The sequence below is a fragment of the Pinirhizobacter soli genome, assembly GCF_015905305.1.
Lineage (GTDB): Bacteria > Pseudomonadota > Gammaproteobacteria > Xanthomonadales > Rhodanobacteraceae > Pinirhizobacter > Pinirhizobacter soli.
Genome location: NZ_JADZLQ010000003.1, coordinates 93,467 through 117,530, shown reverse-complemented (window position 1 = coordinate 117,530; position 24,064 = coordinate 93,467). Strand labels below are relative to the sequence as shown.

Genomic DNA, 24,064 nt, shown 5'->3' with positions numbered 1-24,064 from the left:
TGCAGGACATGCCCATGAGCGCACGTGCATCCCATCCCTCCGCCAACCGCCGCCCGGCGTTGCGCCGACGCGCGCTTGCACAGCTGATCACCCTGGCGCTGGCGGCGGGCAGCATGAGTGCCCATGCCGCGGGGCCACAGGCATTCAGCTCGGCATGGCTGGCGCAGAAGGGTCAACCTGGTACGTCTAACAACGTGACCACGCCGGGCACAGGCGGTGCGAACACGGGTGGTGCGCTGACCCCTGGCAATGCCTTGCTGCAGAAGAACGTGCAGCAGTCGATCACCAACCTGAACAACGCTGCCCAGGCCGTCGCGGCGCAGATGGCCGCGCAGCAGGCTGCGGCCACGCTTGCCAGCAAGGCGCCGTCGAACATTCCCAATGGCCTGGCGACGGGCGGCCTTGCGCCGTCGGCAGGCATCGCCACCGATCCCACGTTGTGGCAGAACGCCAATGCGCCGACGCAGAGCGTGGCCAACGGCCAGACCACGGTGGAAGTAAAGCAGACGGCGGCGAAGGCGATCCTGAATTGGGATAGCTTCAATGTCGGGCGCGATACCACGCTCTATTTCAACCAGAGTGCGGGTAACCAGACCAGTGGTGGGAACCAGTGGATCGTGCTCAACCGCATCGCTGCGGGGGACTTGCCCAGCCAGATACTGGGGCATGTGAAGGCGGAAGGTACGGTTTATCTGCTTAACCGGAATGGGTTCCTGTTTGGCGGCGGGAGTACGGTCGATACGCATTCGTTGCTGGTGTCGTCGCTGGATTTGTTTAGTGCGGATACGGCTACGAGCAATCAGACATTCCTCAACCAGGGCCTTGCCGCGACACCGGATGGTGCAGGCCGCATAGGCATGCTGGTTTCCAACTTCACGGACGGCCAAAAGCACGATGTGGTGATCGAAAAGGGCGCCTCGCTGAACGCGGGTGCCCAGGGCTTCGCGCTGGTGGCCGCACCCAACGTCAGCAATGCGGGTCAGGTAGTGACCGATGATGGACAGGCGATCCTGGTGGCGTCCACCAACGTTGGCTCCACCGGTGCAACCGGCCCACTGGACGTGTTCGCCAGCGCGCTTACATCTGTCGGTTTGGATTACGCGGCCAATCGCGGCACAGCGCTGAACACGGGCCTGGTACAGGCGCGTCGAGGTGGTGTGCAGGTACTTGGCTACAACGTGGACCAGGAAGGCGTGGTTCTGGCCTCCACCAGTATCAGCCACCCGGGCAGCATCGAACTGCGGGCACAGGATTCCAAAGGCAATACCACCGCTGGCGCCAGTGCGTACCCCCGCTCCGGCAACCTGACACTCGGCAATGGCTCGGTCACCACCATCCTGCCGGAGAAGGATGGCACCACCACGTCGTCCAGCCCAAATGCAGACAAGGTCTTTGTCAACGGCACGGTTACGCTCGCTGGCGGCACGGTGACATTCGCCGGAGGCTCACTGTTGGAGGCCCCGGCGGCAACCCTCGATGTCACCGCAATAAGGGACGCTGCCGCTGATCCTGCGCTGCTCCCGTCCACGGCGGGCCGCGTATACCTTGACGACGGCGCAGTAATCGACGTCTCGGGTCTCGCCAATGTCGTGCTGCCGATCTCGGCATTGCTGGTGGACATTCCGCGCATCGGCCAGAACGAACTGGCCAACTCGCCTTTGTTACGCAATAGCTTCCTTTACACGCAAAAAGACATCCTGATCGACAGCAGCCAGTCGGGAAAGCGCGCTGACGGCCTGGACTGGGTCGGCAGCCCCATCCTGAACGTGAGCGGCTATGTCGACAACGTGCCTCGCGACATTTCGCAGATGCTTACGCAAGGCGGGAGTGTCAACCTAAACGGCAATGAAGTGATCGTGCGATCTGGCGCCCAGCTGAAGCTGGACGGCGGCTACCTGGCCTACCAGGCCGGCTGGATAGACACCCCTAATCTGCTCGGCGCGGATGGCCGCATCTACAACATCGCCACCGCCGATCCGCAGATGGACTACGTCGGGTTTGCGGGCCAGTACTCGATTAACCACCCGCGTTGGGGCGTTACGCAAACATACAATTCGCCCATCCTTGCGGGTGCACGCCGCTGGGATGATGGCTTCATAAGCGGCAGTGCGGCGGGCAACCTGACTATCCAGGCCGACGACGCGCTGGTACTCGATGGCGATATTTCAGCCATTGCCTACGTCGGTCGCAATCAGATCGTCAACGGCACGCCACCGGCCCCCGGAGCACTGGAGATTGGCGTGATGCCTGCTTCGGTGACTCGCCGGGCGGATGTCGCCGGTATTCGCTTGCAGCAGTCGTCGCTGGTACTCGACGAACTTGCGCCAGGATTCAGCGCTGATACTCCGTGGGATGTCGCGCTTACGGCGCAGGACGCCACGGCCAACGCCAGCGACAACCTTCGCGACTGGCTGATCGTTCCCACCGATGCCATCGCGCGCGCCGGATTCGGCAGCGTTTCCGTTGTCAACACAGGGCAAATCGTCGAAGCGTCGGGGACGGTGCTGGCGGTCGCGCCGGGCGGGTCGATCAACCTGCAAGGTTCGCGCATCGACGTCCTCGGTACGCTTAGCGCGCCGTCGGGTCAAATCCAGCTCACTACCACCGGGCCGAACGCAGCGGCCGGGTCGACAAACACCGACCTGCAGCTGGGCGCGGACATCACCCTGGGCGATGGTGCGCTTGTCAGCACACGCGGGCTATGGGTGAACGACAGTGGCGCCAGCCCGGATGCCCTTCAGGGCGATCACTACATCAACGGCGGTAGTGTCAGCCTGACGACCAACCAGGCCTATTCGGGTGATTCCAACAACCTCGTCGACGGCACGGGTTCGATCGTTCTGCAGTCTGGTAGCACGATCGATGTTTCGAGCGGCGGTTATGTAGGACCTGATGGGCTGGTCCGCACCAGCAACGGCGTGCCTGAAGGTAGAGGCGGCGATGTATCGCTGGTGACGTATGGCGGGAAGCAGCTTTACGGTATCGAAACCGGGTCGCCTACCAGCCTTCACGGCGGCCGTATCGACATGGACGGCAGCATTCTTGGTTATGGTTTTAGCGGTGGCGGCAATTTCACCCTGCAGGCACCGTCGATCCAGATCGGCGGAGACCCCAATAGCCGACTGACGCCCGATACGCTGTATCTCGACGCTGGATTCTTCGCCGGCAACGGATTCGACAACTACGCGCTGACCGCCATCGCCGACGCGACGATTGCCGCCGGTACTACCGTGCAGGTGCAACGCGACAACTTCCTTCCGGATCTCGATGCGTTGCGTACAGCACCGACCGGCACCGATCTGTATGCAGTTGATGCCGCACATCCGGCTGGCACGTACGCCACGATTGGCAGCCTGGATGCCTTCCACTGCTGGGCAACGCGTGATACAGCGGAAGGGCGTGGCCCAGGCTTCAGCCTTGCTGCCGGCGGCTACCTTACCTGGTTCCGTATCCCCCAGAATTTACAAGCCGGCCCTCCCGTCTATGCTGGGCTAACCGGCGCTTTGCTGATGGATGAAGGCGCTTCGATCAACGTAGATGCCGGCGGCAGCGTCAATCTCTCCAGCGTGCGATCGGTCACTGTGCTGGGTGACGTGACGGCACATGGTGGAGACATCGACGTTTCCACTCTATCTCCAGGCCTTGTACGGCAGGCCGCTATTGGGGAGGTATGGCTCGGTTCGAATGCCTCGCTGGACGCTTCTGGTGTAACGCTGATCGATCCGCTGGCGTCGTCCGTGCGCGACTCGTCGTATGGCGCGCCATTGTTTACGCCCCGCACGGGGACCGTGCTGGCGGGAGGTTCGGTGTCGCTTACCGGTCAGAACGGTTACGTTCTCGCCAGTCAAGGTTCGCGTATCGACGTATCGGGTACGGCAGATCAATTCGACTTGCCCGTGGCCTCGCAGCTGTTTTCGGGTGATTCCCAAGGCTATCTGCGTTCGCCGGTATGGAGCGATGCAGGCAGCATCACGCTCGCCGCGACCACGGGACTGGATGTTGACAGTACGCTTGTCGCCCACGGCGGCGCGCCGTTGGCGGAGGGCGGTTCGTTAACTGTTGAGGCACTGCCCGCCGGCGTCCCTGGATTGCCCGGGCCCGCGGGTATTTTGGTCCGGCAATCGGGCAACACCCTGGATCCCGCCCTCATGCCAGGCGATGTGGTGGAAGCCGGTGGTCCTTCGGGTATCGTGAACTTCGTGGCCGACAGCCTGCATGGTTCCGGCATCACCAGCCTGGATCTTGATAGCCAAAAAGTAATCGGCTTTGCCGGTAATGTGGACATTGATGTCGGTCGCGCATTTACCGCCGAAGCGTTGTCTCTTGTCGCTTTGCCAGCACAAAGCACGAGCCTGACGACGGCTGCTGGTTCCTACGCGCTGGGCAACGGAACAGTACACATCCGTGCGCCTTATGCCAGCTTCACCGGTGGCAACAACGTCTCCGGTGACAGTCCCGCGGCGCGAGCAGGTGACGGAACCCTCGTCGTCGATGCCGACTTCATCGATATCGGCGACAGCCTCAATCTGCAGCAGTGGGCCAACACGACATTTAACGCCAGTGGTGATATTCGGTTCGATGGTGCCCTGCCGGCCGTCAACGGCGTCATCCCGACGGGACTGCTGTTTACCACGGGCGACCTTACTTTCAAGGCTGCCCAGCTGTACCCAGCTACCAACTATCGGTTCGTGATCGATGCCAACGCATCAGGCATCGCCGATGCCAACGGCAACGCGCGCGAGACCACGGTAACCTTCTTGCCCGATGGTGTATCCGATGCCCCCCTATCCGCCGGCGGCGCGCTGCTCGTAAGCGCGGACCATATCGAGCAGGAAGGCAGCATCAAGGTGCCGGCTGGCACCCTGGTTCTTGGCGTGAAGGATCCTTCTGCCGATGCGGCAGCTTTCGGCCTGGACCTTTCGAAATTCCCGCTGGTTGCCACCAAGAGCGTGCATCTTTCCGACGGCAGTCTTACTTCCGTCTCGCTTGATGGCGCCACCGTTCCCTTCGGAACCACCGTCGACGGCACGGAGTGGCGTTATAACGTGGCGGCAGGCACCAATTCCGCGGACCTTACCGCGCCACCATCAGGACAGATCACCATTGGTGGCACGGCCCTCGCTCTGGATAAGGGAGCGGGCATCGACCTTTCCGGCGGCGGCAAGCTTCAGGCCCAGGAATGGGTACCCGGCACAGGCGGCACGCGTGACGTGCTTGCGCAGTACAGCACGGACTTCACGCAGGGCAATGGCTCGGGCACGGCGGTACCGCAATACGCCGATGGCCGCGCGGTCTACGCCATCGTTCCGGGTTATCACGGACCGGTAGCAGCCCATGATGCCTCGATCGAGGCGAATGGAAATACGCCGCCGTTGTTGGGACAGGCGATATATCTATCGGGTGTGCCGGGCTTGCCCGATGGCGTCTACACACTGTTGCCGTCGGGATACGCCACGCTTCCCGGGGCGTTCCGCGTGGTACAGGACACAGGCGCGTCCGCAGGCGTGGCTGGCCGTACGGCGATCCAGCCCGATGGCACCATCAGTGCGGTGGGTTACATGGCTGACGCGCTCAGTGGGGCGCGTTCGGCGCAAACCAGTACGTTCCTCTTGCAGGGCGGCCCGGTGTGGCAGCAGTACTCGCAATACACGCTCTCCGACGCCGATACTTTCTTCGACAACCTGGCCAGCAAGGCGGGTAACGTCGCGCCTCCAACACCGCGCGATGCCGCGCGGCTGGTCCTTTCCGCCGGCAAGACCCTCGACCTTGGCGCCACGCTCACGGCGCAACCGGCCGACGGTGGGCGCAGTTCCCAGGTGGATATTGCCGCCCTGGCGATCCAGGTGCTGGGTGATGGCGAGACGGCGCGCGACGGCTATCTGCAGCTCTCGGCCGATGGCCTGACCCAACTGGGCGCAGGCAGCCTGTTGCTGGGAGGTACGCGCAGCACGGCAGATGACGGTGACCACATTACCAGCGTGGCCGACAGCGTCGTGGTGTCCAACGACGCGGCCCATCCGCTGGCTGGCCAGGAAATCATGCTGGTCGCGCGCGGCACCACCGATAGCGGTGCGGAAGGCGTGCTGGTAGAAAGCGGCGGCGTGATCCAGGCTCGAGGCGACGGAAACGCTTCGAGTACGCATCCGCTGGTGTTCGGCAGCGATCCATCAGTTGACGCCAACGGCGCCACCATTCCCGGCATCAGCGGGGACGGCTCCATGCTGCGCGTTTCGCAGAACGGTGCCGCTACCACCACGCGTTACCAGGTGCCGGGCATGGATGGCGTGGCAGGCACTTCGCAGGGCCGCCTCACCATCGACGCCGGCGCCAACATCGACGGCGGCAGCGCGCTTACCCTCGATGCCACCGGTGCCACGGTGGTCGACCCCACCGCGACGTTCACCGCCAAGGCCATCGATGCCAACAGCAACCTGATCACCTTCGTCGGCAACGATGCGGTGACCGGCCTGGGTGGGCTCGTTATCGGCCCGCAGACGCTGAATCTGTTCCGCGATGCCGATTCCGTCACCCTACGCAGCCGCGGCGCCATCGACTTCGTTGGGAACGTGGATGTCTCGCTCGACAATTCCCTGGAATTAAGCGCGCCGGTGCTCGCCAGCGATGGCGGTCAAGTGACGGTAGAAGCGGGGACCTTGCGCCTGGGCAACACCCTTGGAAGCCAGGACGGCAACTTCGCGGCGGGCTCGGGTGGCTTTACCGCGCAGGCCAACGAGATCGACTTCGGTCCAGGCAATACGACTTTGCAGGGCTTCGGCAGCTTCGTAGCCACCGCGAATCAGGGAATGGTGGGGCAGGGCACGGGCGGCGTCGATTTCGGCAACCTGGACGTGCATTTGCAGACACCGATCCTGATGGCCGACAGCGGCTCCGATACCAGCCTGACCACGACCGGCACCATGACCATTGCCTCAGGCGCAGGTACTGCCCTGCAACGTGATGCGATGGGTGGCGCGCTTGCGCTGCAAGCGGGGAACCTCGCCATCGGCAGCAACCTGCAGGCGGCGGCAGGCAACCTGGACCTTACGGCGACGTCTGGCAATATCGACCTGCTGGCCGGAAGCCGCGTGGATACCGCCGGCGTCAACAAGACTTTCTTCGACACCCAGACCTATGCGCCGGGTGGCGCGCTCACCATCACGGCCAGCCACGGCAATGTGAACCTGCAGCAGGGCGCCTCGCTCGATTTCGCTGGAGCCGCGCAAGGTGGCGATGCCGGCAGCCTCTCGGTAACGGCCGAAGGCTCGGCGACACTCGCTGGACAGATCGATGGCCATGCGGGCGATGGTTACCGCGGCGGCTATTTCAGCCTCGCCTCGGGCACGGCGGTGGACCTGGACAACATCGCAGCCCTGGCGACCAACGCCGGTTTGACGGGCATGGTGAGCGTCACCAGCGGTGCGGGCAACCTGCAGCTTTCGGCCGGCCACGACCTGGTGGCCCAGAAGGTCTATCTCACCGCCAATGGCGGAACTGTACCCAACGCCACCGATGGCAATGTGATCATTGACGGCACCATCGACGCGTCGGCGCCGTCCGGCAGCTACATCGAGCTTTACGGAAAGAGCGGGGTGGATATCGAAGGCACGTTGCGCGCCACCAGTTCGATTGCCGCCCAGCGCGGCGGTGACGTGGTGATCGATACCGACGGCGTGGCCAATGGTTCGTTGAATGCCACCTACGGCTACGAGAACGTGGATGCCACGGGTTCGGGCTTCATCCATCTTGGCTCGAATGCGCTTGTGGATGTCTCGGGCGGCTCCAGCGACCCCTCCACCGGTGGTCATGTGAGTTTCCGGGCGCCGCTGCTCGCCGATGGAGACGTGCGCATCGCCATCGATGGCGGTGGCAAGGCCATTGCCGGTGCGCGACAGGTGGACATCGAGCCGTTTGCGGTGTGGAGCACCAAGGATGCGTACGATGCCACCGATCCGGCGAGCGCCGGCAAGCACTTTGATGGCGTGATCGATCCATCAGGCTGGTATGCCGCCGGTGGTACAGGCGCGCCTGCCCTGGTCGCCGGCAAGTGGGTGGACGCGTCGGGTACCGTGCTGGATGCGCCATCGGACGATGCACAGCTGAAGCAGTACCTTACCAACGACTACTTCATGCCTGATACGGCTAACGCCGATCATCAAACGTTCTACGGGTATGTCGCCGGTGACGCCAGCAAGGGCCCTGGCACGTTGATGGGGTTCGTGGAGCAGCCGGGCTTTAGTTTTGGCGACCGCTTCAGCGGCATCGCCAACGCGGCTGTGCGCCCAGGCATCGAGCTGCGTAATCCGCTGGACGGCAGCAACGGCGGCACCATCTCGGTGCTGACCAACTGGAATCTCGGTGCCGGCGTTACCGGTACCGATGGCACGATCACCTTGGCCTATCGATACCAGGGTCAGGCGCCGATCCTGACTGTGCGCGCCGCCAATGACCTGGATATCCAGGCCAGTATCACCGATGGCTTCTACCAGCAGAATGATGGTGCCGTCCTTGCTGATCCACCGGCGCCGCCGCCGCCGGTAAATGACAATGGCTATTCCGATGCGGTTGCCGCCTATCAGGCCACGCAGCAATATTTGGATGACAACAGTATTTGGAACGGTACGGTTAACCTGAAGAATGGCACCGTGGCCGCCGGTATGACACCGGGTGGCCCGACCATCAGCATCACCAGCGATCCGTACTATCAACCATTGCAGGCGCCCTTGCAGAACCAGAGCGCGAACTACTATGCAAACTATGAGGGATATATCGGCGAGTACGGCGATGCCGACAACCCCAAGTGGGCGGCCCAGTTCGCCCTCATCAACAATTTCACCCAGCGCCACTTCCTTGCTTACAACCCGACAACACTGATCGCACCACAGCCAGCGGCATATAGCAGTTATGCCGACTACGTTGCGGACTACCAGAGCTGGCTGACGGCCAACTTTGCGTTGAATCCGGTGGCCAAGCGGGCCAGTACACCATCCCCCTTGTTGTTGCCGATCGATGCCGATTACGGCCTCTACACCGCGGACTACTCGCAGTACGTCACCGGTCACGCTGCCTATTACACCTATGTGTCGACGAAAGTAGGCAATACTTCCGCGGGTAGCCAGCTTTTCTATGCACCGTTCGCGCCGAAAGCCAATGCCGCTAACGACAACCCGGCCTACGACGCGGCTCTAGCGGCTTACCAGATCACGCAGCAATACCTGGACGACAACAGCATCTGGAATGGCACGGTCAACCTGAAGAATGGCACGGTGGCCAATGGCATGACGCCGGGTGGCCCGACCATCGATATCACCAGCGATCCTTACTACCAGCCATTGCAGGCGCCCTTGCAGAACCAGAGCGCCAACTACTACACCAACTACGAGGGATATATCGGTGAGTACGGCGACGCCGATAATCCAAAGTGGGCGGCTCAGTTCGCCTTGATCAACAATTTCAGTCAGCGTCGTTTCCTTGCCTACAATCCAACGTCACTGGTGGCACCGCAGCCGGCGGCGTACGACAGCTATGCCGATTACGTCACTGCTTACCAAAGCTGGTTGACGGCCAACTTTGCCCTATCGCCGGTGGCCAAGCGGGCCAGCACACCATCACCCTTGCTATTGCCGATCGATGGCGATTACGGGATTTATACCGCGGACTACTCTCAATACATCACCGGCCACGCTGCCTATTACACCTATGTGTCGACGAAAGTCGGCAACACTAGTTCCGGCAGCCAGCTCTTCTATGCGCCGTTCGCGCCGAAGGACGATCCCGCCTCCGCGGGCGGCGGTGGTGACCCGACCACAGTCCCAGTGCCAGCCAGTGCGGCCGATAACAGTCCGTCCAACATGCCTCGCCTGGGTAGCCCGGCATCGCTGGCCTCGGCGACGTTGATGGATGGGCCAAGCAGTTCGTACCGGCTGGTTGCGGGGGCTGATATGGATGCCGTCAATCCACTGGCAGTTAGCTCAGATGGCGTCGGCGACGTCACCCTGGACGGACATTTTGCCGTCGTTGATTCGCTAACCGATCCGAGTGTTGTCACGACGACGAGCCCTTACGCCGGCAAGACTCTTGTATTTCCGACCACCGTGAGAACGGGTACCGGATCCATCGAAGTCTCTGCCGGCAACGATATCCAGTGGCTGGACCAGACGGCGCCGGCCGATATCTATACGGCAGGTACGCCAGTGGCAGGCACTTCCGCAGGAACTGGAGTGAGCGTGCTTCGCCCATCTGAACTGGACCCTGCAAGCGTCAACGTTCCGGATATGTTGGTGACCGGCCTGGTCAATCCCGACCACGCCGGCGATATCTCGCTGTCGGCGGGCGGTGACATCAATAGCATCGCCAATGCCATTGATACCGACGGAAGCATTACCAAGGGAACAAAGGGAGGCAGCATCGAGCAGTTCTGGTGGCCGTGGATGCAGACGGGCAATGCCGCCGATGGCAGCAGTTCGTCGATCAACTTCGGCAACTTTGCGCAGGGTGTCATGAGCGTAGGCGGCAATGTCAGCGTCGACGCCGGTGGCGATATTCGTCAGCTTGCGGTGTCTTTGCCGACCACCTGGATCGCCAATGCTGATCGCACTGCCATCACCACGATAGGGCGCGGCAACCTACAGGTGCATGCCGGCGGCGACATCTTGAGCGGCAACTATTTTGTGTCGAAAGGGACCGCGGATATCGAAGCTGGTGGACAGATCGCCGCCGACTACAACTTCACCGCCAACTTTGGTCCAGGGGGAAGCTCACTGACGACGCCGGTTTCCACCATCCTTGGCATACAGGATGCGCAAGTGGATGTGCGCGCCCGGCTAGGCGCAGACCTCGGCGGTGTGTTCAATCCTTCCTACTATACCCAGCCGGATTTCCTGTTCCTGTTGCCTGCCACGCACGTCGACACGCAGGCTTTGGGTAGTGATTCCTCACTAGTGGTAACCAGTACCGGCGGCAATGTAGCGCTGGGAAGCACATCCGTTCCCGGAGCTCTTTTCAGCCTGGGAGCGGACCTGAGCGGCATTACCAGCCCCGTGCTTCCCTCAACTGTTGAACTTAGCGCGCTGTCGGGCGACATCAATATCTTGAGTGCGGGTGAACTTTATCCCTCTGCCACCGGCAACCTGCAGTTACTTGCCGATGGCTCGATCCAGTTCTCCAGGCAAACGGTGTTCGACCGGTCGCAACCCCAATCCACATCATTTGGCCTGATTGACACTCCGCCTGGGGAAATGCCATCGCCGTTGTCAACGAGCCAGTCTAGTTCCTACATCTCGACGGTAGTGTCATCGACGGTGCAAACGCCACCGTTGGCCCGGACGGACAACACCCCCGTTCGTATCTATGCTTTGAACGGCGATATCGTTGATGGCATCACTGCCCCGAATGGATTCAACTTCGTCTCGCTGGTGCTCTACCCCGCCAAGCAGGCGCTGGTGTATGCCGGGCGGGACATTGCAAACCTTTCGTTCGTTGGCCAACATCTGCACGATGCCGACGTCACGCGGATTGCCGCGGGCCGGGATATCTACGACACCGCTCTGACTGCTGCGCCATGGGATCTCTTTATCCCAGATGGCTATGAGCTTGTGCCGTCGCTATTGCTAGGCGGCCCTGGTAATTTCCTTGTGGAGGCCGGTCGGAACATCGGGCCGCTTGCCAACGAGACCGAAATTACCAGCAGCTCGGTAAATATGGCGGGGAACCTTACCGGCATACAGGCAATCGGCAATCTGTACCAGGCAGCGCTTCCGCACGAAAGTGCTGATGTCAATGTCGCCTTCGGTGTCGGGCCCGGCGTGGCCACGGAGAATTTCATTGCCCGCTACGTGGATAACGCCAACCAGGCTGATGGCCTCGGTGATGCCACGGCTGATCTCGTCGCTTTCATGGAGCAGCGTGTCGCCGGGCAGGTGGTTGATACAGGCCTGGTGGCGGACAAGAAGCAGGTAACCCTGTCGCCTGAACAGGCCCGGGCGCTCTTCGATGCACAGCCGGAATACGTACAAAGGCTGTTCGCCGAGAAAGAGCTGTTCAAGTTCCTGGCTGTCGTTGGCAGCGATTACAACAATGCTTCCAGCCCGTTCTTCAACAAGTACCAGCGCGGTTACGCCGCGATCGATACCTTGTTCCCCGCTTCGTATGGCTACACGGCCAACGGTGCTGGCCAGGGCGGCCTCAACGGGGCAGCCCAGACGGTCGATACCGGCGACCTGGATATCCGCGGCTCCACCATTCAGACCCAGCAAGGTGGTGATGTCACCGTCGTGGGTCCTGGTGGACAGGCCCTGCTTGGCAGCACGTCGGCGCCATCGCAGATCGTCGATGGAGGGGGCAACGTGCTCGCCGGGCCGAACACCATGGGCGTGCTTACGCTCGAGCAGGGCAACATCAACATGTTCACCGACCGCAGCGTGCTGCTGGCACAGAGCCGCATCTTCACCGAGCAAGGTGGCGACCTGGTGATGTGGAGCTCCAATGGCGACATCAACGCCGGCCAGGGTGCGAAGACGTCGTCTGAGATCCCGCCGCCCACCTACCAGTGCACGCTGGAGGCCTGGTGCCGGATCGACGCGCGCGGCGAGGTAAGTGGTGCCGGCATCGCCACGTTGCAGACGGTCGCTGGTGGTCCCGAGGGGGACGTGTTCCTGATAGCCCCGCGAGGCACCGTCGACGCCGGTGACGCCGGTATCCGCGTGGCCGGCAATCTGGTGATTGCCGCGGCCCGCGTGGCGAATGCGGACAATATCCAGGTGAAGGGTGAGGCGATCGGTGTGCCAGTGACCGCGCAGGTAAATGTAGGGGCACTCAATGCCGCCAATGCGGCGGCCAGTGCAGCGTCAAAGGTGGCCGAGGACGTCGCGCGCAAGCAGCAGGACGACGCTCGCGATCGTATGCCGTCGATCATCTCCGTGCAGGTGCTGAGCCAGGGCAACAATGGCGCGAGCGTCGATAGCGGAAGCGACAAGCACGCCTACGATCCGGATAGCCCGGTGCAGGTGATTGGCGCTGGGCGGCTTAGTGCACGCAGGCAGTCGTCATTGACGCAGGCCGAACGTAGTCGCCTGGCCGAGTGACAACTGAGGGCGTCAACCCTTTCATAAATCGCTCGAACTAAATCGCAATTATTTAATTATCCGATTATGCGCATTTGACAATAAAACCTGTTTTTGTGCAGAAATTGTGTAGGTGCCGGAATTGTGTAGGTGATTAATTACAAGGTAAATTTCCCTGATATGAATTCAGTGAAGAGGTTGGCGAATTAGTTGTGAAGTTAATGATTGTCACTGCAGCAACATAATATCGGACACTCCATGGTAATTGGCTGGTTATCCGCGACGCGCATAGTCATCGAGCCTTCAATTCGGGAGGCTTTTATGCAAGGGGATACACCATGATCAATGGACTTTCCATTGGGGATACCCGCATGAAGTTGCTCGCGGGTGCGTTGCTATTCGGTTTTGCCTCGCTCGCCAGCGCACAGAACTCCATCATCGTCGGCGGCGGCGCCACGTTGCCGGCCGCTGGTTACGGCGGTGACACCTCCACCCGCCTGCAGGGACCGCTGCGCGCCGACACCACCGGTGACGGCACGCTGCTGGGCGAGTACGCCAAGACCCAGAGCTCGCCGTCCAACCTGCGCGTTTCCTACTGCCAGACCGGCAGTGGCGGCGGCAAGAACATCCTCGCCGGCAATCAGCTCACGGCATTTGCCGTGAACGCCAACTGCGTCGCCACCCCCAACCCGATCGGCTTCGGTGCCACCTCGCTGGGCGAAACGCTGGCCCAGCCGCATTTCGTGGGTTCCGACTCGCCGCTCAACAGCACGGACCTGTCGAACTACGCCGCTGGCCATACCGGCATCACCGGCGCTCAGCCGGTGCAGATCCCGTCGGTCTCGGGCGCCATTGCCATTGCCTTCAACAAACTTGATACGACCGGCAACCCGGTTGCCTCGCTGGCTCTCAACGAGACGCAGGTGTGCAAGATCTTCTCCGGCGCCATCAAGACCTGGCAGGACCCGGCTCTCGCCTCGGCGCTGCCGTCGGGCGTCTCGGTGACGGGCCCGATCACGATCGTCTATCGTTCGGATGGTAGCGGCACCACCTTCAACTTCACCAACCATCTGTCGAAGGCTTGCGGTGCCACCGCAGCTCCGCCTGTCGGCACTGGCGGCAACGGCGTGGCTACCAAGTTCAAGACGGACCAGACGTTCACCGTTGCCACTGGCGCCACTCCCGCTCCGACTTACTTCAGTTCGTATTCCGCCACGCTTCCGGAGTCGGGCAATCCCGCCGTTGTCAACGGGATCTCGATCACCGACGGCAGCATCGGCTACGCTGAAGCAGCTAACGTTGCTGCAGGCTTCTTGACCTTCGCTACGGTGAACGGTTTCGATCCGAGCAACTATGGCGCTACCACCTTGCCGGTGACCGTGAACTTCGACCAGATCATCACTGGTGTCGACGGCAACGGCCGTCCCACGCTCGCAGCTTCCGGCCTGACCACCCAGTGCATTGGCCTGGTCAATCCGGAAGACTACGCCACTTCGACGACCAACTATCCGATCGTCGCGGTGTCCTACCTGTTGGGCAATGCCAAGTCCAATGGCCTGGATGTGGGCCAAGTGCGTGGCGTGCTGTTCTCGCCATATAACTCGACCGTGAAAGCCCAGGTGAACACCATCGGTGTCGCCGGTGCGGGTCTTTCCTGGCTGAGCATCAACGGTGCAACGCCGGCTGTGATCCAGGCCAAGATCAACTCCTGCGTCAACTAAGCAACAAAGCAGTTTGAAATTGTTGGGATAAGGTAAGCGCGACACTGGTCGCGCAGAGGAGGGCCGCCCCCGGCCCTCCTCTTTTCCTGTCTTGAAACAGCACAATTGGCCGCGTACGCTGAAGGACCCCAGTCGGCGGAGAAGCTTATGCAGCTCACGGTACACGACACCTTCGGCCGGCTTCATTCCATCTTAACGACTGACGCCGATACCCCGCACCCTCGCTGGTTCCTGCAGGACGGAAATCGCGAGTTGGTCCGCTTGGGCGACGATATGTTCATGGTCATCGACCAGCCCAACGCCGCGCCGCTTCGCGTTGTCCATGAGCGTGGATAACCCGGCTTCGATCTGAGCTCGCAGCACTCGGCTAAACGGCCAATGCCCGGCGTGTCGCCCGGGTGATACGTTGCCGTGGCTGGGACTCGGAGAAAGAGGTGGAACTGGCACCTTGGGGGACCTGAGCTATCTGGGCGATCTCGGCCGCGGTTATAGCTAGTCGGGGATAGTCTATGAAAAAGTTACTTTTCAGCGGGATGCTTTTGGCATGCCTGCTGCCCTGCGTTGCCATGGCGCAAAGTGCATTCGACGGTACCTGGAAAATCGACGTCGACAAGGTGAAGGCCTCCACCAAGCCGATGGTCATCACGCTCAAGGATGGCCAATACACATGTGATTGCTCGCCGCCCATCAAGGTTGCGGCGGACGGCATGGATCATCCGGTGACCGGGCATCCACGCATCGAGACGATGTCGGTGAAGGTGGTCGACGACCACACGGTGGTCGAGACTGGAAAGAAGGATGGCAAGACTGTCTACACCGAAACCACCACCATATCGGCGGACGGCAAGACAGCAACCTTTGACGACATCTCCTACCGCCCAGGTTCCGCCGATGCCAGCGTCAAAGGCACGATGACGCGTGTTGCTGCCCCGCCCGCGGGATCGCATGCACTGGCGGGCTCCTGGCGCACCTCGAGCTTCCAGGACGCCTCGGACAACATGCTTACCTACACCTATAAGATCGAAGGCGACACCGTCACCATGAATACCCCGCGCGGTGAGTCGTATACGGCCAAGCTGGGCGGCAAACCGGCACCCTATAAGGGCGACCCAGGCACCGACATGGTCGTCGTCAAGATGGTGGGCAAGGTTTTGCAGGAGACCACGATGATGAGCGGAAAGGAAACCGCCGTATCGAAGATGACGGTATCGGCTGATGGAAAGACCATGACCACGGTCGTGACGGACAAGCCGAGCAATCGCGAAACGACCCTGGTGGCGATGAAGCAATAGGGCAACTCGAGTAGTCGTTTGGAAAGCCCGGCTTTGTGCCGGGCTTTCGCGACGGCGTCGTCGCGATCAGCCGGCAGGCTGCGCCAGGATGGCGTCAAGCAACCCAGGGAAGCGTGCGTTCAATTCAGCGCGACGAAGCGTGTTCTGATGCACCGTACCCGCCCCGCGGGTATGCACCAGGCCCGCGTCACGCAGGATGCGGAAGTGGTGGGACATGCTCGATTTCGGGCGGCCGCCGTCCAGCTCGCCGCAGGTGGCTTCGGTCACGCGATCCAGGTGCCGGACGATTTCCAGTCGGATCGGGTCGCTCAGTGCCTGGAATATCCGCTCCAGGGCGAACTGGTCGGCGGCGGGGTGCTTGTACGGGCGCATAAGACGAATTCTAGGGCATTTGACCTTCTCTCGATAGTTCGAATATTATCGAACTTAAGAATTACCCTCAAGGAATCGTCCCCATGGCTTCCCTGTTCGATCCGTTCAAACTCAAGGGCGTGACCCTGCGTAACCGCATCGCCGTACCGCCGATGTGCCAGTACACCGCCGAAGAGGGTGTGATCAACGACTGGCATCGCGTGCACCTTGCCGGCATCGCACGCGGCGGTGCGGGCCTGCTGATCGTGGAAGCCACGGCGGTGTCGCCGGAAGGCCGCATCACCCCGGGCTGCGCAGGCCTGTGGAACGACGCCCAGGCTGCCGCGTTCGTGCCGGTGGTGCAGGCGATCAAGGCGGCCGGCGCCGTTCCGGGCATCCAGCTCGCCCATGCCGGCCGCAAAGCCAGTGCGAACCGCCCATGGGAAGGCGACGACCATATTGCCGAAGACGACCCGCGCGGCTGGCAGACCATCGCGCCATCGGCTGTCGCCTATGGCGGTGGCTTGTCGAAGCTGCCGCAAGCCATGACCAGGCAGGACATCATCCGCGTCCAGGCGGATTTCGTCGCCGCGGCCAAGCGCGCGCTGGAAGCCGGCTTCGAGTGGCTGGAATTGCACTTCGCCCATGGTTACCTGGGCCAGAGCTTCTTCTCCGCGCATTCCAATCACCGCGACGACCTCTACGGTGGCAGCCTGGAAAACCGCAGCCGCTTCCTGCTTGAAACCGTGGCCGCCGTGCGCGAAGTGTGGCCGGAGCATCTTCCGCTTACCGCGCGTTTTGGCGTGATCGAATACGACGGGCGCGACGAGGAAACCATGGTCGAGTCCATCGAGCTCGCCAAGGGATTCAAGCAACACGGCCTGGACATGCTTGGCGTGAGCGTCGGCTTCTCCACTCCATCGGCCAATATTCCCTGGGGCCCTGCATTCCTGGGTCCCATCGCCGAACGAGTGCGCAACGAGTCGGGACTTCCCGTGTCGTCGGCGTGGGGCTTCGGTACGCCCGAGCTCGCACAGCAGGCGGTGCAGGCAGGGCAGCTCGATCTGGTGATGGTGGGGCGAGGCCATCTGGCTGATCCGCACTGGCCGTACCAGGCCGCGCGCGCGTTGGGCGTGGCGCGTCCGTCGTGGACGTTGCCGGCGCCGTATGCGCACTGGCTGGAGCGTTACGCGGCTTGAATCGGCGGTTGGCATGCGGCCCGTTCGGTACGCCGGACGGGTTGCGTTACTTGGGCTGCCAGTAGACTGGCATCATCGTGTTAGCCATGCCGTCATTTCGCCTATGAAGAACGTCCGCTCTACCGCTTCTATCGCTTGCTACCTGGTACTTGCCTGTTTGTCGGCTTGCCTGCCGGCAGCGGCATTCGGCCAGGCGTTGGCGGGGAATGACTCCGGTCCGGTGTATGGCGCGGAACTTCAAGGCTTCGACTATCAGTACCCCATTTCGTACTACACGTTCCAGTCGCAACGGCAAGAACTCAAAATGGCCTACATGGATGTTGCGCCGGATGCGGGGACCGCGAACGGGCGTACGGCCGTATTGCTGCATGGTAAGAATTACTGCTCCGCTACCTGGGGCGAAACCATCAAGGTACTGGCCAAGGCCGGTTACCGCGTGATCGCCATCGATCAGGTTGGCTTTTGCAAATCGAGCAAACCTCGCAGTTACCAGTTCAGCTTCCAGCAACTGGCGAAGAACACCAACGACCTGTTGCACTCGCTCGACATACACGTCGCCACCATCATCGGCCATTCCACGGGCGGGATGCTTGGCATTCGTTACGCCCTGACCTACCCACGTGAAACCGGGCAGCTAGTGTTGGTGAATCCGATCGGCCTGGAAGATTGGAAGGCCAAGGGCGTGCCGCCCATATCGGTAGACCAGTGGTACCAGCGGGAGCTTGGCACCACGGCCGAGCGCATCCGTACTTACGAGAAAAACACGTACTTCGCAGGCCAATGGCGCGCTGATTACGATCGCTGGGTGCAGATGCTGGCGGGCATGTATCGCGGCCCCGGGAAAGAAGTGGTGGCGTGGAACTCCGCCTTGCTCTACGACATGATCCTGACCCAGCCCGTGGTCTACGAGTTCCCGCAGCTGAAGGTTCGCGCCCTGCTGATGATCGGCGACAAGGACAACACGGCCATCGGCAAGGAATTCGCTCCGGAAGACAAACGTTCCTCGCTGGGGAATTATCCGCAGCTGGCCCGCGCGGCCGTTGCGGCTATTCCAGGAGCGAAGCTCGTGGAGTTTCCCGATGCTGGGCATGCGCCACAGCTACAGGATCCAGATGCCTTCCATGCGGCGCTGTTGCGGGGGATGGGAGACTTGTAGCACTGACGCAACATCCCGCGGCCTTGGCATGATGGATGCCATGGAATCAGCCCTCATAGAGCTGCTGCGTAAAAGACGGTCGCGCCTGATGAAGGCGTACGTCATTCACGTCATCTGGTTCTTGTTGATGTGCGCATTGGGGGCCGCGGACGTTGGGCGGACTGGAGTGCTCACGGCGCTATTGTTTACGTTGGTCACCGTGCCCCCGGTCCTGCTCTATACCTTGCTTGTGCACAACACCTGTCGCGCTATTGATCCGCGATCACGAAGTGCCGGCATCGTTCTCATCGTGTTGTTCACCATCTTCCTGACCCCATTCGAATCGGGGCTGATCCTTCCCGCAAGGAATCTGCTGATATCCCGTCGTATTCTTCGTGAATGGGAACGTTGCCACTTCAAACCGGAGGCTTCCATGTCAATGGCGTTGGTAGGTCTTACACCGCTAATACAAGTATTCGATATGACCACGTCGCTGGAGTTCTATCGGGACAAGCTCGGTTTCGAAGTGGTCTCTGCGTCGCCTGTTGTCGAGACGCCGGAAGGAAGGTTCTCCCACTGGATGTGGTTGCGCTCGGGAAGTGTCGACCTGATGCTCAACACGGCTTACGATTCTGGTGAAAGGCCAGGTGCACCCGACGCCTTCCGCATGGCCGCGCACGGCGACACGTGTCTGTATATCGGCTGCTCCGATCTTGACGGCGCCTATGCGTCGCTCAAGCAGGCAGGCTTGAAGATCGATCCGCTGGCGATGGCTTCCTACGGCCTGAGGCAGTTCAGCCTGCGTGATCCGGACAACTTCCAACTTGTGTTCCAGCAGGTTGGTTAGGAGAAACCCATGCTCGTTGAGTCCTGTATGCCTGTCGTTCCGACTGATTCGTTATCGCCGATGATCGGGCAGGAAGATTGAGCAAGCTGCGATAGAAAGCGCTGCTCAAGTTTGAGACGCTTACTATCGACTGCCAGCGTCGCGGACGGCACCATTGCAGGGTTACCTCTGTCGAGGTAACCGGGTTTCGAAAGCCCGCTTGTTAAACGACTGGCGCCGCGAACAATTCGCGGCGCCCGTGCGTCGCTTATGGCGGCGTGTCGGTGCGGGCTTTGCCCAAGCCGTTTCGTTTACGCGGTATTTCGAGCCCGGCACGCCGCCACCTCCCTCTTGGGAGGTGGCCACGCCCCCCGGAGCATCAATGCCAATCACGGACGAAAAAGAGTTCCACACCCTTGTCGGCGAAATCATGGTGTGGTCCGCACGCGTGGAATCTTGCCTTGAAGCGTGCATCGCCGCCTGCCTGCCCGGTAATACGGTTGAATTCTCACAGCCGGTACTAAGGCGGCTGAACTTCACCAATCAACTGGCGACCCTGCGTGAAGTGTCGCTGCTTCTATACGACCGGCACGATCCCACCCTGGTGGAGTTCCGTCGCTGGCTGCGCCGCCTGGGCAGAATTCGGGTCCGCAGGAACGACCTGGTCCACCACGTTCTGCGGGTAGAGCGCTCGCCCGAGGAATTCGGGCGTTGGAAGTCGGAAGTCGCGCTCATGCGCGAAGCGTGTGTCGAGGCGCCGGCATGGGTTGACGTGTTCGAGGCGCGGATGGCGACCACGCGCGAGTCGGAACTACCGCTCTAGTGCGATTTGTGTGGCATCTTCCAGCAAGGCAACAAATGCCCGCGCTGTCTCGGGAATGTATGCCGCAGACGGATACACGGCATGAACCTCAAGCGGCGGGTAGCGAAAGTTGGGCATGACGGGAACCAACGAACCTCGCGCCACCGCCTCGCGCACCAGCGGTCGTTGCACGCCGCCAATGCCTATGCCTGCCTCGATAGCCTGGATCAGCACAAAGGTATTGTTGGCCGCAAAGCAGGTCGGCACTCGCACGGTGACTGGCCCGCTCTTTCCCAGAAGCGTGATGTCGTCGCCATTGGCCAGCCAGCTGAAGCGCACGTGCGGATGCGTGGCAAGGCTCTCTGGGGTTTCCGGCAGCCCATGCTTCTGCGCGTAGATAGGGGAAGCGACCAACATGCGATCGAGGGTGCCCAGGCGTTTCGCCACCAGCATCGAAGGGGCGAGTAGCCCCAGCCGAATGGCAACGTCCACGCCTTCCCCGACGAGGTCGGCAATCCGGTCATCCAGAAGCACCTCTACGCGTACGTCGGGATGCCGCAACTGGAAGTCGATCGCCACGCCGGCCACGACATGCCGCCCAAGACCGGTAGGTGCCTGCACGCGGAGCGATCCTTTCAACCCACCGCCCACGTTTGTCTTCAGCCCCGCCTCGGACGCATCCACCAGCGCCAGGATGTTCTTCGCCTGTCGGTAGTAATCCTCGCCGGCCGCCGTTGCAGTGACCCGTCGCGTGGTCCGATGTAGCAGGCGGCTACCGAGGTGCTTTTCCAATGCGGCCATCTGCTGGCTCACCGCAGGTTGACTCAAGCCCAGGTCGCGGGCCGCTGCCGAGAGTGATCCAAGCTCCACGACGCGCACGAAGGTTTGCAGGGCAGCAAGGCGGTCCATGGCGGGTCCTTGGTCATAAGCATTACTTATTAATGTAATCGATAATTACCGGCTTCTGCTGCTTATGACGAATACGCATCATAGGTCCATCCATAAGGAGGGCGGTGCGATGGCAGAACAGAAGGTGGCGTTGGTAGCGGGCGCGAACGGCGTGGTTGGGCGGCGATTGGTCGAGGAATTGGCCACGCTCGACGACTGGCGTGTGATTGGCCTGGGCCGGCGCGCTAATGCGCCGATCCCTGGCGTGCAGATGCTCGGCGTGGATCTGCTCGACACCGCCGAGGTTGCCCGCGTGCTTGGCCCGCATCTTGAGGTGACGCATCTTTTCCATGCGGCCTATCAGGACCGACCCACCTGGGCGGAACTGGTGCCGCCGAACGTAGCCATGCTGGACAACGTGCTTGGCGCGATCACCGGACCCGCGTTGCGTCATGTGAGCCTGATGCAGGGCTACAAGGTGTATGGCGGGCACCTGGGTCCGTTCAAGACACCCGCCCGCGAAACCGATCCGTACTTCATGCCGCCGGAATTCATGGTGGACCAGCAGCGTCTGCTGGAAGCCAGGCAGCAAGGGCAGCCGTGGTCGTGGTCCGCGATGCGTCCAGCGGTGGTTGGTGGCGCGGCCCTGGGCAATCCGCTGAACCTGGTGGTGGCCATCGCGGTCTACGCGAGCCTGTCGAAGGAAGCGGGGCTACCGCTGCGGTTCCCGGGCAAGCCTGGCGCCTACGACAAGATCGTGGAGATGACCGATGCCGGCTTGCTGGCGCGGGCCACGATCTGGGCCGCCACCGATCCGGGGTCGGAGAACCAGGCGTACAACATCAACAACGGCGATGTCTTCCGCTGGAGCGAGATGTGGCCGTTGATCGCTCGTTACTTCGACATGGACGTAGCACCGCCCTTGCCGTTGCAGTTGACCACGGTGATGGCCGACAAGGAAACCGCGTGGCAAGCGATGCAGCAACGTCACGGGCTGGCGCCGATACCCTACAAAGACGTCTCGTCCTGGCCGTTTGCTGACTTCGTCTGGTCGTGGGATTACGACATGTTCGCCGATGGCAGCAAGGCCAGGCGACATGGCTTCGTCGAGCACGTGCAGACATCCGCCATGTTGTTCGCCCAGTTCGATCAGCTGCGGGCGGCGGGTGTTATTCCTTAGTTGAGGTTGGTTCCGCTACCAACTCTCTTCAGCCACCAGAGGGCACGTCGCACTATGGCGACTGCTTGATCCGGGCTCCATACGAAGGTCGCCACGCTCCGCGGGGGCATTGCGTATTCGAAACGGGTCTTGCCCTCCGCCACCGAAACGCGACGCACGTCCTCATTGCTGTTCACCATCACCAGCACGATCGACCCGTCGGACACATTCTGGAATGCCACGTTGTCGAGGCCCTTGTCGGTGGCCGTGGAGTTCACCCGGACGGCGCCGGGCAACACGAAGCGGCTGAAGTGCGCTATGGCGTAGTACTCGTCGTTGCGGCTCACCGCCCCGGTGCTAGAGTCGATCGTGATCAGTCCCCTGCAAAGGGCGCATCCGCCAAAATGCGGGCCGTAATTCTCGTCGAGCGCCAGGTTCCAATACACGACGGCGCGGGCCCACTGCCTGATACCGGCGATCAAGAGATCCCGGGAAAACCAGATCAGTTCGCCGTTGATGCCCGACGCCCAGTCGCCGCCGGAGCACTCGGTGATATAGACATCTTTGTCGGGGAACTGGCGATGTACGTTGCCCTGCGCACGAGGGTTGCCTTCATAGCAGTGCCAGGCCACGCCATCGATATAGCGGGCAGCATCCGGGTTGGACAGCACGCTGGTCGGCTGCTCGGGATGGTTCCAATTGTGGTCCCACTCCAGGATACGTGTGGCCGACTTTCGTTTGGCCAGTTTCGGGCCCAGGTACTGGGCAACGATGCGCGCCCGCTGGTCAGCGGATAACCGCATGCCCGGATAAGTGATCGGCTCGAAGTTGGGCTCGTTCTGCAAGGTCAGGGCGAAGATCGGGATGCCGTAGTTTCGGACGGCGTCGAGATACTTGACGAGATAATCCGCATATGCGCTTTCGTATTGCTCTAGCAAGGTCCCGCCAAGCAGGTTTCCGCTGTCCTTCATCCACGCCGGCGCCGTCCATGACGAGGCGATGATGCGTATTTCAGGATCGATGGAAAGGACTTCGCGCACCGTCGGCAGCAGGTAGGCCTTGTTGGGCGCGATATTGAAGTGTTCAAGCTGCGGATCGACCTGCCCAAAAGGCAGGTCATCCATGGTGTAGACATCCAGCGAAAAGTCCGATGAACCGATGGTCAGCCGCATCATGTTCAGGTCGAGATTGGGCGGCGGCCCATACAGCTCGTGCAACAACTCAGCGCGCTGTGGCGCATTGAGCTTGTTCTGGAGCAGCCACGCGGACGAGTCCGTCATCGCCGCCCCGAAGCCCTCCATCGTCTGATACGTCTTCTGGACGTCGATGACCACATCGGCCGGCGTCGAGCCGCGAGCGCTCATGGCGATGTCGGGCTGCTGCAGCAGTTTCAGCTTGCGATCGGCCGTACTCAGCCACAGCTCGACGTTGGGCATGGTCGGCGCCTTCGCGGGGGCGGCTTTGAGCCCCGGAGTGGTGCGCTCAATACGCAACGCATAAAGAGCAGCCACGCTGACCAGGACGAGCAAGGCGACGAGGGGAGCGGCGGCCCACCAGGACCCCGGTCTGCGCTCATCCATGGCGCGCGCAAAGCCCTTCGCTGATGTTGCATTGCACCGGGATCATGTTCCCA

General features: G+C 61.6%; 12 protein-coding genes. 9 read left to right on the top strand and 3 right to left on the bottom strand.

Annotated features, from left to right (window positions below; genetic code table 11):
* Positions 1–14: 14 nt before the first annotated feature.
* From NDK18_RS13935 to NDK18_RS13920, 4 genes are all read left to right on the top strand, one after another.
* Positions 15–13,079 (top strand): filamentous haemagglutinin family protein, encoded by a 13,065-nt coding sequence (locus NDK18_RS13935; protein WP_250628105.1) that lies wholly within the window; start codon positions 15–17, stop codon positions 13,077–13,079.
* 350 nt (positions 13,080–13,429) lie between these two features.
* Positions 13,430–14,779 (top strand): substrate-binding domain-containing protein, encoded by a 1,350-nt coding sequence (locus NDK18_RS13930; RefSeq protein ID WP_250626015.1) that lies wholly within the window; start codon positions 13,430–13,432, stop codon positions 14,777–14,779.
* Between the two features lie 147 nt (positions 14,780–14,926).
* A complete protein-coding gene (locus NDK18_RS13925; RefSeq protein ID WP_250628104.1) occupies positions 14,927–15,115 on the top strand; it encodes a hypothetical protein in 189 nt (62 codons plus the stop codon).
* A 173-nt stretch (positions 15,116–15,288) separates the two neighbouring features.
* Entirely contained in the window at positions 15,289–16,071 is a 783-nt protein-coding gene (locus NDK18_RS13920) for a hypothetical protein (protein ID WP_250628103.1), read from the top strand.
* 66 nt (positions 16,072–16,137) lie between these two features.
* On the opposite strand, the gene NDK18_RS13915 is transcribed toward NDK18_RS13920, so the two are convergent.
* Entirely contained in the window at positions 16,138–16,443 is a 306-nt protein-coding gene (locus NDK18_RS13915; RefSeq protein WP_250626012.1) for an ArsR/SmtB family transcription factor, read from the bottom strand.
* 83 nt (positions 16,444–16,526) lie between these two features.
* Between NDK18_RS13915 and NDK18_RS13910 the strand changes: the two genes are divergently transcribed.
* From NDK18_RS13910 to NDK18_RS13895, 4 genes are all read left to right on the top strand, one after another.
* The gene (locus NDK18_RS13910) at positions 16,527–17,621 is read left to right on the top strand and encodes an NADH:flavin oxidoreductase/NADH oxidase (RefSeq protein WP_250628102.1); all 1,095 of its coding nucleotides are present in this window, start codon (positions 16,527–16,529) and stop codon (positions 17,619–17,621) included.
* Between the two features lie 103 nt (positions 17,622–17,724).
* Positions 17,725–18,777 (top strand): alpha/beta fold hydrolase, encoded by a 1,053-nt coding sequence (locus tag NDK18_RS13905; RefSeq protein WP_250628101.1) that lies wholly within the window; start codon positions 17,725–17,727, stop codon positions 18,775–18,777.
* A gap of 40 nt (positions 18,778–18,817) precedes the next feature.
* Positions 18,818–19,603, top strand: coding sequence for a VOC family protein (locus NDK18_RS13900; RefSeq protein WP_250628100.1), 786 nt, complete (start codon positions 18,818–18,820; stop codon positions 19,601–19,603).
* 361 nt (positions 19,604–19,964) lie between these two features.
* Entirely contained in the window at positions 19,965–20,405 is a 441-nt protein-coding gene (locus NDK18_RS13895; RefSeq protein WP_250626009.1) for a hypothetical protein, read from the top strand.
* Here NDK18_RS13895 and NDK18_RS13890 read toward each other — a convergent pair.
* Complete coding sequence (locus tag NDK18_RS13890) at positions 20,394–21,293, bottom strand: LysR family transcriptional regulator (RefSeq protein ID WP_250628099.1); 900 nt, start codon at positions 21,291–21,293, stop codon at positions 20,394–20,396. The genes NDK18_RS13895 and NDK18_RS13890 overlap by 12 nt on opposite strands.
* A gap of 109 nt (positions 21,294–21,402) precedes the next feature.
* Between NDK18_RS13890 and NDK18_RS13885 the strand changes: the two genes are divergently transcribed.
* Positions 21,403–22,452, top strand: coding sequence for an SDR family oxidoreductase (locus NDK18_RS13885; RefSeq protein WP_250628098.1), 1,050 nt, complete (start codon positions 21,403–21,405; stop codon positions 22,450–22,452).
* Here the strand turns inward: NDK18_RS13885 and NDK18_RS13880 are convergent.
* Positions 22,449–24,011 carry a glycoside hydrolase family 30 protein gene (locus NDK18_RS13880; protein ID WP_250628097.1) on the bottom strand — a complete coding sequence of 521 codons (1,563 nt, stop codon included), beginning with the start codon at positions 24,009–24,011 and terminating at the stop codon, positions 22,449–22,451. The two genes, NDK18_RS13885 and NDK18_RS13880, sit on opposite strands and share 4 nt — an antisense overlap.
* Between the last annotated feature and the right edge of the window lie 53 nt (positions 24,012–24,064).

Coding starts and splice junctions, on each gene's coding strand:
- NDK18_RS13920 (WP_250628103.1), top strand. CDS start 15,289: ATGAAAAAGTTACTTTTCAGCGGGATGCTTTTGGCATGCCTGCTGCCC.
- NDK18_RS13925 (WP_250628104.1), top strand. CDS start 14,927: ATGCAGCTCACGGTACACGACACCTTCGGCCGGCTTCATTCCATCTTA.
- NDK18_RS13890 (WP_250628099.1), bottom strand. CDS start 21,293: ATGGACCGCCTTGCTGCCCTGCAAACCTTCGTGCGCGTCGTGGAGCTT.
- NDK18_RS13930 (WP_250626015.1), top strand. CDS start 13,430: ATGAAGTTGCTCGCGGGTGCGTTGCTATTCGGTTTTGCCTCGCTCGCC.
- NDK18_RS13895 (WP_250626009.1), top strand. CDS start 19,965: ATGCCAATCACGGACGAAAAAGAGTTCCACACCCTTGTCGGCGAAATC.
- NDK18_RS13885 (WP_250628098.1), top strand. CDS start 21,403: ATGGCAGAACAGAAGGTGGCGTTGGTAGCGGGCGCGAACGGCGTGGTT.
- NDK18_RS13915 (WP_250626012.1), bottom strand. CDS start 16,443: ATGCGCCCGTACAAGCACCCCGCCGCCGACCAGTTCGCCCTGGAGCGG.
- NDK18_RS13910 (WP_250628102.1), top strand. CDS start 16,527: ATGGCTTCCCTGTTCGATCCGTTCAAACTCAAGGGCGTGACCCTGCGT.
- NDK18_RS13900 (WP_250628100.1), top strand. CDS start 18,818: ATGGAATCAGCCCTCATAGAGCTGCTGCGTAAAAGACGGTCGCGCCTG.
- NDK18_RS13935 (WP_250628105.1), top strand. CDS start 15: ATGAGCGCACGTGCATCCCATCCCTCCGCCAACCGCCGCCCGGCGTTG.
- NDK18_RS13880 (WP_250628097.1), bottom strand. CDS start 24,011: ATGGATGAGCGCAGACCGGGGTCCTGGTGGGCCGCCGCTCCCCTCGTC.
- NDK18_RS13905 (WP_250628101.1), top strand. CDS start 17,725: ATGAAGAACGTCCGCTCTACCGCTTCTATCGCTTGCTACCTGGTACTT.